Here is a 15,524-nt window from a genome sequence, read left to right as displayed (position 1 = left end):
CGTCATAACTTCTAAAAAATTATAACAAGTTCATTTAATAAAGTCAATAAACAGATTTCCTTTATTTTATTAATTTTCCTTCTTCTTTTTGCTAAGTGCCGCATAAAGAGCTAACATAAAGCCGGACAGGGCTGCCATCATCTTACCAGCGGCATTTTGCCTGTCACCTGTCTTAGGCAGATTGGCAAGGGGTACGTTTCCGTCATCAACAATCAGCAGATCCACAGATCCATCTCCCGGCAGGTTTGCAAGCGGGATTGGGTCCGGCACGATTGTTACCGCAGCTCCAGGGCCTCCGGGATTATCCCTTCCGGAAGGTCCTCCCGATGAGCCTCCGCCGCCACTGATTTTCTCATCCTGGACGGTAATCGTAAAGCTGTTGACCCCATCTAATGTCACAGGCGGTATATTGTTGTTGATACGATACCCGGCCGGAGCTTTTGTCTCAAGGAATGTGTAGGTGTCCTTTGGCAGTCTCTTTACTACAAACTGTCCGTCACTGTCGGTTACAAACCTTCCTGCTGCCGCCTTGTCGTCCGTATATCCGGCAAAGGATCCATGATCCAGCTTTACAAATCTTCCATCAGAAGCTTTCAGGATAAACTCGGCGTCTTTTAACTTTACATCCGCAAAGACTGCATTAGTTTTTACCACAGTGATCTTTGACGGCATATTCATGATCGGTCCATTGGTTTTTTCAAACAGCCCTGGTGTGGTATACTTAATCTCCTTATTGGAGTCATTGATGGTAAACTCTGCTGTCCATGGAGTTGTTCCCAGAAGATACCCATCCGGTGCTTTTTTCTCAGTCAGGCGGTAAGTGCCGTATGGCAGGTTTGTGATAACCCCTTTTCCGTTCAGCACAAAGGTAATGGTATTTCCCACCACCTGGTCAGCCGTCCAGGCAGCGCCCTCTGACGCCGCCAGGTAGCGGTAGCTGTCCCAGGCTCCCGGAACCAGGGTAGAAAGATTCGACAGCACAAATTCTGCTCCCTCAAGCCTCTTTCCGGTATTTTCACCGTCTACCTTTTCCATTTCCAGATTTCCGGTGCTGATCTTATTGGTCACAGCAATGGTCACAAGAGCGTCATTTGAAACGGACACTGCGCTGCTGTTATCCTTTAAGATACTTACTTTGCCTTCCTTGTCGATCCTGATATAGAAGGGTTCAATGGAATCATACCGGTCAGAAGTAATTTCCCTGATCTGGTAATCACCATGTTTAAGTCCCAGGTGAATGCTCCCATCCTCAGCCGTCGTAAACAATCCGGCATCAGAGTCCGCGTCAGTGTTAAACCGGTTCGCTCCAAAAATTGATAAGACTCCATTTTCTTCATACCGTCCCGGGCCTAAAATCTCAAACTGGATTCCCCTAATGGTGTTTCCAAGATTATCCCCTTTCTTAAGCTGAAGCTCAAACTGAGCCCGCTCATTAATTACCGCATTGCCGTATCCAAGGTCAGCTTCCCTTTGGTCCTCTGTAATGGTAAAATCAAACTCTGCCTTTCCATTGAGACTCAAATACCCCTTTGGTGCCTTTTCTTCTTTAAGAGTATACGTTCCATATGGGACTCCCTTCATGTCAACATGGCCGTTTACCGCCGTAAAGCGGATCTTGCCGTCTTCTGTCTCAACTCCGCTAATTCCCATTACCTCCAGCTCATCCTGGCTCTTATTTCTTAAGTCTTCTGCAAAATGTTCAAATGCTCCGTCTACCTTTGATTCTTTCCTGGTCAGGGAGAACCTGGCAAACCCAAGAGCTTCTCCTGTTAAGCTGTCAACCTTATCAAATACCAGAGATCCGGTTCCATAATCATCGGTAACGAAGTCATTTCCGTCTGCCTGAACCGTATAAGCCTCTCTTTCACTGGTCAATGTCACTTCATATACTCTGTCACTTAATTCATAACCGGCAGGAGCTTTCTGCTCCTTCACATAATAAGTTCCTAAAGGAAGCATTTCTGATTCCCCAATGCCGCCGTTTCCAGTTGTCATGGTGCCTGCAAGTGCTGTTAAGTCCTTGTCGGAGTAAATCTCAAATACTGCTCCGTCAAGCCTCATCTCATGGTTGTGGGATGCAGCCTTGTTAATACGTATTTTGGCCTTATTCCTCACATCATATACCATTACGGTCTCCGTATTGCCGGATTGGAGCACAGAAATCTCCTGATCGGCAGATACGCCGTAGTTGGCAGGAGCTTCAATTTCCTTTAAAACATAGTTTCCTGCCGGGAGACGTTTTACAGTGACTCTTCCATCGCTTCCGGTAGTAAACCCGGAACCTTCCGTCTGGCTTTCCTTTAATCCAGTATAAGAATTGTTTTCATCAAGAGCCACATACTTTCCGTCTGCGGTCATCAGCACAAACACTGCACCCTGAAGTATCTCTTTTGTCATTTGATCCCGTTTTTCAATATTCAGCTCATGAGGCGTATTGACGATTCCATTGCCTCCTGTAAAGCTCACGCCTTCGGCACTTTCAATGGTAAAATCTCTGGTCCATTCACTTCCGCCGCTGAATAAATATCCTTCCGGTGCCTTGATCTCCTTTAAGGTGTAGCTGCCGCATGGGATCTCTGTCAGAAGACCGGCCTTTGAATCTCCGGCTCCATCTACCTGGAACCTGATCCACAGCCTTCCGCCCTCATCTCCTGTTGATATATGGGATACTCCCAGACCTAGTACCTGATTTTGGTAAGCGGCAAACGCCCCGTCAATCACTGAGGTCCCGCTTAACTCAAACTGCGCTCCACCGATGGCCTTTCTGGTTTCCCCGTCAATCTTTTCTAAGTTAAGGGAACCGGTTTTAATCACGTTCTTAACACTCAGGTTGATCTGGTTCTGTTCTGAGCTATTTAAAGTAAGCTCGCCCCGTCCTTCCCCATCTAACAGAGAAACGGTTCCATCCACAGTAATTCTTACGTAAAATGGCTCCACAGATTCATAGCCCTCTGCATCAAGCTCCTCTATTTTGTAATCTCCATATGGGAGATTCCAGGTAATGCGTCCGTCTTCATCGGTCTGTTTTACTTCATATCCGCTTTCAGACGGATCATTTAACTTAAATCTGTCTTTGCTAAACGGGTTCCATGAACTGCTTTCATATTTTCCTGGGCCGGTTATGGCGAACTTTATTCCGGCTACCTTGTCGTTGCCTGCATTATCCGCCTTCTTAAGGCTCAAGCTGTATTCGGTTCTGGTATTCTTAATTAGGTTGCCCTCAAGATTGAAAAGCACTGCCTTCTGCCCGTTGGTTTCGATCCGGAATTCGATATCAGCCTGCTTCTTTGTAATATCGTATCCATCCGGCACCCGGATTTCTGACAGGGTGTAGGTTCCGTATGGGATTCCGGTCAATATTACCTTACCAGATACCACCTCAAATTCTACTGCACTGTCTGTTGCAGTTACCTTTGTCACTCCCATGGATGACGGATCCGCCTTCATGGCATCTGTAAATGCTTTCCAGGCATCCTCTACCACAGCACCCTTTTTCTCAATCCTGAATGCTGCTCCGCCAAGCTCCTTTTCCGTCAATCCATCCAGCTTTGTAAATTCCAAAATTCCGGATACATAGCGGTTCTTAACCGTTATCGTGCTTGGTATTGGGGTTCCAGCTGTCTTAAATTCCTTGCTGAGTAACTCCCAGGCCTTCTGCCCCTCCACCTGATAGGAATCCATTGGAACCATATCATCGGACTGTGCACCGGCAATTTCATATCCCACAGGTGCCCCATCCTCTACAACGATATAATTCCGGTAATAAAGTAGTTCACCTGCATTCCAAGCTGCCTCGCCGCCGGTCAGGGCCGTACTGCCTTGGGCTGCCGGGCTTCCAAGAACTGCTGCATCCTTTATTCCATTTTTCCGGAATGCTTCCATCTCCTCGTTGGTATACGGTCCGTATACGCTGAAATGAGCGCCTGCCACCGGATTTCCGGCTTCATTTGTTTTATTAATCGTTACATTCCGATATGGTACAAAACCGATATCCTTTGTCTTATCATAGTCACTTCCTGTAGACCATAAGAAGAAGTCTTCCGATGCATAAGAGCCTTTCGCCTCCTTAAAGTTGCTGTCCCGGCTCTCTTCGTAATTGCTTCCTCCTTCTGCCAGGGTATCAGGCAGCCTTGATCTTCCGGCTTCAGGATTTTCTCCGGTAGAAAGCATGGTTGGTTTTGCCAGCTTAAACACCAGATCTTCATATCCCTCCGGCATGGTTCCTGTTGTCACATAAATCCTGTAATGGGCCGGATCATCACCCTTTAGCTTTGATAAGATCAGAGACTGGTTGCTGTACCAGCTGTTTTCCTGATCCTTGGTGAATCCTGACCCAGTGATTCCAAAAGGCTTTGCAGGTATCAGATTTTCAAACAGGAATCTGGCATCGCTGACTCCTACTGCTCCTGTTACATCCTCGTCACCGCTCTTACTGCTGTACTTCAACAGACTGACCTTAAAGTACTCTGACTGAAGCACCGGAAGCAAATCCGTAAGGAGATGGTCGTTCTCAATGCTTTCATCCTGTATACCGTTATTGTTGTCGTCAATCCATATCCGTCCTGATACCTTCACTTTTCCCGGAACCAGAACTACCTGGACTGCGTTGCTGGTCTGTACCTGGTCGAACTTGATATCAGCAGCATCTGATAGTTTCTTCTTATAACTGAAGGAAGTAGCAAAGTCATTGACCGCATATCCGTAAGCTACATCATCCAGCTCCTTCATTGTGTTATAAGGTACAACCGTTTTATAGATCACCACCAGGTTTTCTCCCGGAGCCAGGTAAAATTCGGGATCAGTGATCTTAATGCGGATAGCCGTGGGGTCACTGGAGCTTCCAGACCAAAACCCGTTTTTGTTGTTATTTAAAAGAGAGTCTTTTCCTTGCAGAGCCGTTTCTTTATTGTTAATTGCCTTTTCAGAATAAGTCACCTCTTTGCTGAAATCATTAACCTTTCTTCCTTCCCTGTTATCTGTCCTGTTCTCAATGGAAATGGACACAATATCCTCAAACTTCAAACGGTAATCACTAAGCCGTTCAAAATTGCCGGTACTATAGTCGCCCTTAACCGGAAGGATATCCATAAGCTGAAGCTGGGTGATATAATCAGTGGCTGAAGCATTATTAACTGTGAGCCGGTATAATACGGTACCATCCTTATCAGCGAGATCCGTATCCTCCCCGCTCTTTTCCACCTTTCCTACCGTTGTTCCTGATACGAATCTGGTGTCTAAATTTCCTTTTACCTCTTTATGAAGGACAATTCCGGTACCAGTGCTCATGGTGTTCTCCGCAGAATCCGAAGCATAACCATAGCCGCGGTACTTTTCATCCGGCAGCTGCACAGCCCTTGGCAAGTCTGCACTGGGCCATTTGCTGCCTGAATCTGTTTTGATCATAAAGGAAGCACCTGTCTGGTTTAATGAAAACGCAGGCTGAAGAACATCACTTGTTACATAGAGTTCATTGAGAATGTTCTTTCCATAATTGATAATGCTTCCCGCAATCTGTGCTTTTACTTCAACCGTAACGGACTCACCCTTATCCAGAACTCCGCTTAACTGGATGAATAAGGTCTCCCTTCCTGTCTCCGGATCAATCTTTTTAATAGTCTTTTCAATGGCAACGCCCTGTGGGGCATCCTTTAAGCTCACAGCCTTTAACAGGCGGTTTTCGCCGGCTGACTCCCCTGATACGGTAACTCCAAGAGGCACATAATCAATGAGAATGGGTTTTTGCATTGGAACAATATCAGGATCATTGCTTGTGGTATCATTCTTTACATAAAGCGTATAAGTCAGGATATCACTTGGCTGTATGCCCTTAATGGGATCAACGCTCTTTTTCACAGAAATCGTCGGTGCCTGGCTTTGTACGACCGGAATATCCCATTCCTTTTCTGCCTGACTCATTTCCTGGCCCTGAACCAGCGTTCCGTTGGTATCCCATTTTCTGAATTCCATAGCCACATCGGCCACGTTGCGGATATATTTGATTTCCTTCTTAAAGGTTCCGTTAGACAGCTTTGGATCCTGGCGGTTCAGCTTTACCGTAACCTCTATGCTTCCCGGGACAAAATCATTTCCAAGGACATATTGGTTTTCCGTAGAGCCTTTTAAGGTGTCATCCCGGTAGCTGATCTGGAAGGATTTTACCTTTTTGCCGTTTACCGGGTTTACCAGACCGATCTCTCCGTCACCGGATACCGCAACGCTCTGCACCTCTCCTACCTGGTTTTCGTTAAAATCATAGAAGGTCACATCAGCCATGATGGTTCCGGTCTTTGCACCCTTAATGCGGTTCTGTTCCGTGGCTTTTCCCGGCTTAACCCCGGTGATCGTATATTTTTCGTAGGTGTAATCAGCCTCTGAAAGCACTGTCTTTCCTGCATCCAGCATCTTTAAGCCCGTATCTGTTACTACAAACCGGTCCAATGGTATGCTGTTGACCACATGAGGCGTTAAGGTATAGGTCACTGTCTGGCCGTCATTCCACCATAAATCTTTTAATGTGGTTGTTACAGATGTCTTATCCAGTGTCACACCTGTCTTCTGCTTTACGTTAGTAAATTCACATGGCTCCGGAACTGCACCCTTATTAACTTCCACTTCTTTCCTGTAAATAGTTCTGACATCATCCTTATTAATGACATAGCCCTGGTTGTTCTGGATCACTGCCATTTCTTCGATGACATAGGTTCCCGGTAACAACGGCACCGTAATTCCGGTTTCCCCGTATGGTACTGCAACCAGATCTCCAACCTGCTTTCCAGTTTCTTTTTCCATGATCTTCATGGAAACGGTCATGGATCCGCTGGGATTATCTGATTTATTTACATCGTTCTTAATGAGTTTTAAAGGCAGCGCTTCCTGGTTATGGGCCTTAAAGTCATATACTCCCGGAGTAACAGTATTGTCTCCTGTCAGAACATAAAGATCCAGACCGGTTTTGGTTTCTCCGTTCTTTACCACCTCCGCTGTTATAGGAAGGATGGTCCCCGCCTCTCCTTCAAAGGAAGCCATACGGAATGTTTCAAAGCCATTTTCCTTTTTCGTCACTTCATAAACTCCGTAAGCGTCACCTGCATTCAGCTCAAGTCCCCGGAAAGAAAGCTTACCCCCGGAATCGGTGGTTCCTTCCCCAACATAATTCCAGGCGCCTCCGGACTTTCTGTAAAGCTCAAAGCCGATTCCTGATTTAAGGGATTCTGAACCTCCATTTCCACTGTATTTAGTAATCTGCAAATCAATACCGCCCTGATTCTCCACGGTAATTTCTGTTGTTTTTCCTGTTTCTGCTGTCAGGCCCTCGGCCGGTATGGCTGTTGTGATTGCAATATAGCCTGCAGGAGCATTCACTTCTTTTATATAGTAGGTTCCAGGGCTGTAAAGTTTGGTGGAAAATACGATTTCATATACTCCGCTCTGCCCTATCTCTGTGAAATCTCCTACCGCTCTTGTCAGTTCCGGATCAGAATACAGCTTAAAGGCTGCTCCAGTTAATTTCTTTGATGGATCCGTCCCATCTACCTTGGTCAGGCGTATCTTTGCTTTTGCATATTGGTTGTTCACCGTAATGGATACCGGGTTTTTGGAAGTAAAATCAGATTCTCCGCCTACCTTAATATATCCGTCTTCCTGAAGGGTACCGTTATCTTCCACACCTAAGGCTGAAAGCATCCAGTCAGAGTTTTCCTGCTCCTTCAGATAATAGGCGCCGCCTTCCGGCTTCTGAGGAAGTAATGCTGTTCCCTTTGCCGTGTAATAACCATCCTGAGTTTCAAAGCTCTGGAGCTTTACCTGTACCGGCCTGTTGCTTTCGTCTAACATCTGCTTATAGGCATTATTGGAATAGGTGTAAATATCAAATACGATCTCAGCCGGAAGCTTTTTAGCAATGTTCTCATCATTTATGAATCCATCGCCAAAGAAAAGCTTCTTTGTTACGGTCAGTTCTGCTTTCTTTCTGTTTTCAAAGGTCACAGGAGTAATCCCCTGGTATCCGCCTGCCATATCTCCCACTACGGCCACAATCATCGGCTGGGCGTCAATGGTATAGCCTTCCGGGGCTTTCTGCTCTGTGATCCGGTACCAGCCCGGCGCACAGCTCTTTAGTGTATAAGAACCATCCTTGTTATCAGTCAGAGTCCCTGAAATTTCTTTAAAGTCCCGATCTGGTTTACTATATCCTTTATCCGTTACATTCTGCAGAACCCCTTCGATCAAATCTGTACCGGAACGGAACATCAAGTACTCCACTTTAAAGGAAGCACCTGCCATACCAGAACCGCTTTCGTTTGTTTCTGCATCTGTCTTATAAATAACAAGATCAGCCAGACGCGGATTCTTAACTACAGCTGTTGCCAGCTTTCCTGTTACACTGTCTCCAACGCGTACCAGAGATACCTTTTCTCCGGCAGCCTTTGCTTTGTATCCCACATTTACTGATGCCGTTTCAAAATATCCGCTGGTCACAGATTTTGCCACTCCGTCTCCTAACTCTTCTGCCTGAATGGTGTAAACACCGCTGTCTAAATCTTTAAAGTTGGCAGCATATTTTCCATTCTCAAGTTTTACAGTAGCCGCCTTGATCTCGCTGCTGTCTGATTTTTGAATGGTAAAGGTGATCCCCTGGAGGTTTATGGAAGGATCTCCTGCCCATGTGGTCTTTTCAATTACAAGATCCGGCTTCTCCGGGTTATAAACGTTCACAGTGGAAGGTGTGCTTCCCACCGTAAAGTATCTCCAAAGATTTTCCTCGCGGTCCTCGCCGGTATACATGGTAATATACTTACTCTCCTGGGCCGTTGTCAGGGTTTCCTTTAACCGGTACCGCCCTGCTTTTAAGCCCTTGGGTATCTTTATCTGGCCATTGCTTTCCGTAGTATAAGTTCCAATGCTTACATAACTATAACGGCCGTTTGCCCATTGGTACTGAAAGATTTCAAACTTTACGCCGCTTAAAGGAGTTTTTACGATATTTAAGGAATTCAGTTCCTCATCCGTTTTACCAAAGGTACTGGAATCCGGTACGTATCCGTATTTAGCCAGAGTTACCGGGTATTCCTCCAATACTGTGTTCATCAGCCGGTATTTCTCTGATTTTCCCTGCTTCCAGAAATACTGGGAATCAATGACATCCTGGTTTTTGGGAATTGTCACTTCCAGGTAGTGAAGAGTTGGATCCATCTGGACCTTAGAAGGTGCATATACCTCTTCCAGTCCAAAGAGGGCTTTTACATTATCATTCTCAAGCTTAAGGATCCTTTCAATACTTGCTTTATCAAATCCCTTGCTTTCAAGCTCTGCCTTAAGCTTACCCATGTTGATCATCCTGGAAAGGGCATAGCCTGTTTTGTTTTCACTGTCGGATTCCAGACCGGTTTCAACCACCTGGACAGGAAGCAGTTTTGCTTTATTATCAGGATCCAGCAGCCATATCTGGAATTTAGCTCCACCTAAAAGGGTTGGTTCTGCATTTTGCTTTGAAGAATCCTTCAGCCATTTGTTTAATGCAATCTGGAAATAGTATGCATCAAGGCCTCCCAGGCCATCTCCATGCTGATTTTTCACAACAGCGACTTGTTCATTGCGACCATTTTCATACAGATGAAGCATTTCATTATATCCTGTGTAACCGGAATCTTTTGGTGCGAATACTGCTACGATCTTACGTCCGCCAGGAAGCTGATAGCCCGGTGCAGCCTCTTCTTCTACCAGCCAGTATACCTTGCCGGTTTCTAAAATAGCGGTATCAAATTCCCCGTTCTCTCTGATTCCCGTCTTCGGATTGATCCGGGTGCCGCTCTCATAGCTGTCTACCTTCTCAAACCTGTCTTCATTCGCCAAATTCTCTAAATGAATTCCTGAAAGATTTTTCACATCATCCTTCATCTTATAAAGGGTAAATTTCGCTCCGTTGACAGGTTCCTCTGTATGGGGAGTTCCATCAAATGCCTTTCCATCACAGGTTTTTAATATATTAAACTGAACCCATGGCTTATAGTTATAAAGTGGATCGGTATTCTGGGTTAAAGAGTCCGCTGTTTTTGCAAGCTCCTTACCCGTATATTTCACTGCATTGTATTTACCTGCCTCCAGGTCTGAAACAGAAAGTATTTTCGGAGGTTCAACATTTCCTTCTGCTAAAGGTGTCTTATCCTTCATATTCAGGTCAAAATCAAAACCTGTTTCTTCCTTTGTGGGAACCCGGACCTCAACCACATAGTAGGTATCATTCCGGTTAATATCATAGAAGGTTGCGATTCCGTCATAGGTATTGGTGGTTTCTGTTTTTACATAATCTGCCGTAACGCCGTCTGCGTTTATCCTATAGAGGGCCAGCTTCACGTTTCCAAGAACATGATTCGCCGGATAGAACTGGTAATTCCATTCATCCCTCCAATACTTCTGGGTACGGATGGTCAGCTTGGGTTCGTTCTTAATAACAAGCTCACTTCCATTATCATCTCCATTGACCTTAGTAATTACCTTGCCTTCCTTTAAGGTCGTAGTTAATATCTCAAAGGATGGCAGATATCCGGCCGGAGGCGTTATTTCGGCAATGACATAGGAAATCCTGTCTCCATTGCTGTCAAAGATCTTAAGGTCTGGACTGCTGAAGATTGCCTGGCCGCTTCCGCTTGTGGTTACCTTCTCAATTGGATTTTTGATGCTGTTTGCCCAATCATTTATATGAAATTTATCTGCTCTAAAAATACCAAAAACGGCTCCGTTCACAGGGATATCCCTTAACGCATCCATTTTAGTAACCGCTACTTTTCCATTATCCTTGTAATTCTCTACGGGCTTATTCTCTCCTGCCAGAAAGATATTCAGGCTCTTTTCGCTGCTTGTAGACGCTGCGGTTATGGTTACCGGTCCGTAGTATACATCGGTTCCGGAAATCTCATAACCAGGATTACCCGGATGGGTACCTTTCTCTTTATCAGCATCAGAAAGCAGGTAATAAGGATTGATATTACCGTCAGGAACAACTTCTTTAAAGTAATATGTTCCAGGAGCAAGCTGGGTCGGTACACTGGATATCAGACTAGTTGCTTTTGTAAAGCTGCTGCCATTCTTTACATAAGCGTCAAACTGTATTTGTGCGCTGGGATTTGCCGTGCCGTCTGCATCATATTGTGTCTTCTTAATGGAAACAGATTTATATGGTTTATTTTCAATGGTCCGGCGAGTCACTTCATTGCCCTGGGTAAACCATCGTTCCAAATCCGCTTTTTGAATAGGTCCATTAGGAGTAGTGATCTTAATGTCTTTCCCTTTTTCAAAGTTAGCAGGAGGCGTTGTTTCTTCCATGGTATATTCTGTTCCGGGATCAAGAATCACATATTTTCCCTTATTGGTCACCGAACCGCTGAAAACTACTGTCTTATCAGCATCTCTTGTTATTTTAAATTGTGCTGATATGGGATTGTTCTTATTTGTGATATCAACCTTATAAAGCCAGTAAGGTACCTTTTGAGGAATGTTATAAGCCTTTGCGGTGGTATCGCTTTCTCTGACTACCTGATAAGGCCCAATAAAAACCTGATTTCCGGAAATTACCATCTTCTCGGAATCATCTGCTTCCAGCCTTCCGCTGCTGTTGATTTCAGACCAGTAGTAGTCCTTTGTTACATCAAGGCCCTTTACCAGAATTTCTCCCTTACTATTTGTTGTATAGACCGTATTTGGCAGTACTTCGGTGAAGTCGTTTCCGTCTTTATAATAAAGCTTAAACTGAAATCCATTTTTGTAATCATTCTTATTCAGGCTTTCGCTGCTGATGGACCAGGCATCCTTTTGAAGCTTTAAGGTTCCCCCTTTATTATTCTTCAAGTCAACCTGAGCAGTCTTTAAAGGTTCCAGGGAAAAGGTCTTATAAATGTAAGTCTTATTCCCTTTTATTTCCTGTGAAAAACCAGCTTCGGCACCATTCCCGTCAGAATATCCGTCAGGAACTTTCTCAACTACGCGGTACTTAATCATCTGCCCGCTTCCATCATAGACTGGAAGAGTCGCCGTAAACTGGCTTGAACCGTCCAGAGAGTAGGTGGTTTTTGAGCCAATGCCCACTTCTGTCCACGTTCCCTCTGCATACTTTTCAAACCAGAATTTATTATTAAAGTCCCCCCTGTAAGTTCCAGGTACCTTAATATAACCAGCTTTGTCATTTTGCATCCACTTTGTCACATTTACCCTTGCTTCATTTAAAGTGTTGACAAGGAGGTTATTTCCGCCTTTTACCGGCGATGTTTTACCGGCCTCTACGGTCACTTCATAATCATGATTGTCAAGGATATAACCTCCAGCGCTTTTTTCTCTTACAATGTATTTGCCCGGTGTAAGAGGCTTAAACAACACATATCCTTTGCTGTCTGATTTTACGGTTTTAACTTCTGAAAGGCTTCCATTTTCATTTTTCTGAAAAAGAATGAATTCCGCGCCTTCCAAAGAATTTAATTCTGTTTCACTAAGGTTTGCACTGTTCCAGGTACGGGCCTTCTTATTAAATTCAATGGCTCCCTTTCCAATGACTTCGTTAACCACCGTAATCTCAGCGTTTTCTCCTGCCTTTAAGGTGACCTTAATATCATCCCCTTTGGCAACCGCCTTTGTTCCAACCTTAGCGGAGCTGAATTGTGTTCCAACTGGATTTGCGATTTCATTGATCACATAGGTTCCCGGATCAACCTGGATCCGGATGTAACCATCATCCCCCGTTGCATAGAATCCGCTTTCCGTTTTATCGCTTGAAGGATTGACAGCAATGTTTTTATTGTTAATTTTTTGACCATATCTGTCTATAACCGTATAATTGTCATAAGGCGTCTGCTTGTTGTCAGGATCCAGAGAATTGATCTCAAAGCCAGCCATCCCGGGATATTCCTTTTCCATGGTCAATCCATACTTCTGGGTAAAGCCCAGTCCCTCGTCGATTTCCTTCTTTATCTTGATAACTGCCGGCTTGTTGACCTCATGAATTGCAATATTTACATCAGAGTCTTCTGTCACCAACTGATCTGTTCCCAGCTTTACATATTCCAGACGGGCCTTATTGTTGACCGTAAATACGGTCTCATTCCCAATACGTTCATCATTGTACTTCAGCAAAAATGGTTCATATGGATAACGGGCTGTTACCAGATAAGAGCTATAGGTTGGTGCTAAGTCTGACACGTAAATATGATCCGCATCATTCTGTCCCTGATTCTTGAACTCATTGATTGTAATCGACCCATCCCCATTGTTAATCATCCTGACGTTGGATCCGTCTCCCCATTTGGCCGTTACGGAAACCGGCTTCATGGCCTCAGGCGCATTTTCCGTGAGAATCTTAAGAGAATCCGTAATTTTATAAGAAGCCTCCTTAAAACCCGTACGGCCATAAGTCTGGTAAATGGTTCCGTTAGGCTGCCTGGATATGTCACCTGAGCTTCCGTACATGCCCATTTCAATCAGATAGGTAATGTCCACAAATTCTGGATTTCCTGCACCGTCTCTTACCACCGTGTAAGAATGATCCGTTGGATAGACTCTCTTTTTAATATGCCATGCATCATCGGAAACAAGAGTCAGTGTGGTATCATCTGGCTGCGCCGCATAAGTGACTGTTTCAACATTGCCAGGATAAGTTACATTCTCCTTATCTGTCTTATCAGCCACCTTAACGTCAGCATAGAAAGCAACGCTGTCCTGAGGCAGTTTAAATTCCTCGCCAACCGCTCTTTTTCCGTTCCCGTCAATATAGGCGTTCACGGTTATGCTGTCTGATTTGCCCGGACGAATTACATTCTGCTCATCTCCCACGCTGATTTCATAAATCTTACCACCATCATCAGAAGATACCAGCTTTACTTTTCCGGGCCGCTCTTCTATGACAATGCCGTCAGGCACAGTGAAGAGAATTTTTGCATTCTCATAAGTATCAAAGAGGGGCAGCTTTCCTCCTGCGGCATATTCGTAAAGAGGTGCTGCCTGCATGGTATAGGTGATGGTATAGGTATATAAAATTCCTGCCTTTATGGAACCGGTCTGGCTTTGTGACAGATTCACTTCAACCGTATCCTTCTTATCCGCAGCATCTGGCCCATAATAAGTCAAAGCCGTTTCATAAGGACTGAGCCTGCCTTCACTGTTCACCTCTGTATTCAGCAGGGTCATTCCATAGCTGTGGACCACCATGCCAAAGGATGGCTGGCTGAGAAATGAGAATAAACTTGTTTTCCTTTCTTCTCCATTCAGGGTGGCAACATCGGTTCCCATCAGGGCAGCCCGTTCCTCTTCTGACAGGGCCTTCGTATTCCCTGCAGAAACAAGATCAGCATCTTCTCCGCCATTGAAATAATTATCTGCTTCAGAAGCTGTTGCCAGTGTATTTTCAGCACTGAAAAGAACCGGAACCTCATGCTTTGTTATTGAAATCCCATTTATTTCGATGCTGCTTACAGAAAGAGCTTCCCCGGATTTATCAGAATTGGAATCTTCCCCCTGTTCTTTTCCGCCCTCTTCTTTTTTACTCTCTTCTTTTTTACTATCTTCTTTGACTCCATTTTCTGATTTTTTCTCGGTTTCCCTGGAGTTCTCTTCTCTCTGTGTCTCTTTCACTTCCCCGGTCTGGCTTTTTGCTTCTTCAGCCGGCTCTGAAAGATTCTTATGAGCCTCACTGGTTTCCTGAGTCTCTGTCTCCTGGGTCTCTGTCTCCTGATCCTTGGCCTCTTCCTCTGTTACAGCAGCCGTTTCCCCGGTCCCGGAACTTCCAGAACTTCCCCAGCTTCCGGATTGATTCCCGGTTGAGGAAGATTTTTCTTCTATTTCTTCCTGTGAATTTTCCCCGATGACCGCAAATTCTTCCATCTGGGCATCTGTGATCATTAAATCGTCACCAACGATCCGCAGCCGGAATTCGCAATCCCGGTCCTTATAGCCATTGACGCCTATGATCTGAATATTCTTAAGGATCGATTCCTGCCTGATCCGTTCGGATTTATCGGCTTCAAAAAAAGGTTCTCCATCCAGGGTATCTGATACCACCACCAGATACATGGCTTTTCCCACCTTTTTCTGGAGCACCAGAGTTTTTCCCTCTAGTTCTTCATATAATTTTCCTATGACCAGATCCTTTTGATCTCCTTCAAAGGGAACCAAATCTTCCTTTAATTCCGGTCTGCTGTCAAAATCCTTTTTAAGAACCTTTTCAATAGCAGACTGAGTGACCTGGACGTCAATAACTCTCGCCGCCTCTGACGGAGTCGCCTCCGATGGAGATGCTTTCCCTGCATTGGCAGAAGATCCACTTCTGCGCTCAGCAGTCTCCGAGGCATATGCGGTAGTTACTGAAAGCTGTGATATATTTCCGGTAACAATCGCAACAGTCAGCAACCAGGCAATCACCCTTTTTAAGCGATGCACTTTCTTCCCTATACCTTTCATACTTATACCCTCCTTATTTATTTCAATCTTAAGATAAAATCTATTAATAAGTTAAAAGCTGTATTTTCTATCTATTCAGTATATCT

General features: G+C 44.8%; 1 protein-coding gene. It reads right to left on the bottom strand.

The window, feature by feature from the left end; all coding sequences use genetic code 11:
* Positions 1-69: 69 nt before the first annotated feature.
* Complete coding sequence (locus tag ABFV83_RS17120; protein WP_349945521.1) at positions 70-15,438, bottom strand: doubled motif LPXTG anchor domain-containing protein; 15,369 nt, start codon at positions 15,436-15,438, stop codon at positions 70-72.
* Positions 15,439-15,524 lie beyond the last annotated feature (86 nt).

This window comes from Lacrimispora sp. BS-2, from assembly GCF_040207125.1.
GTDB lineage: Bacteria > Bacillota > Clostridia > Lachnospirales > Lachnospiraceae > Lacrimispora.
The sequence above is the reverse complement of the archived record's forward strand: the minus strand, read 5'-3'. Positions and strand labels throughout refer to the sequence as shown.

Excerpts from the sequence above, each read along its gene's own strand:
- ABFV83_RS17120 (WP_349945521.1), bottom strand. The coding sequence starts at position 15,438 with ATGAAAGGTATAGGGAAGAAAGTGCATCGCTTAAAAAGGGTGATTGCC.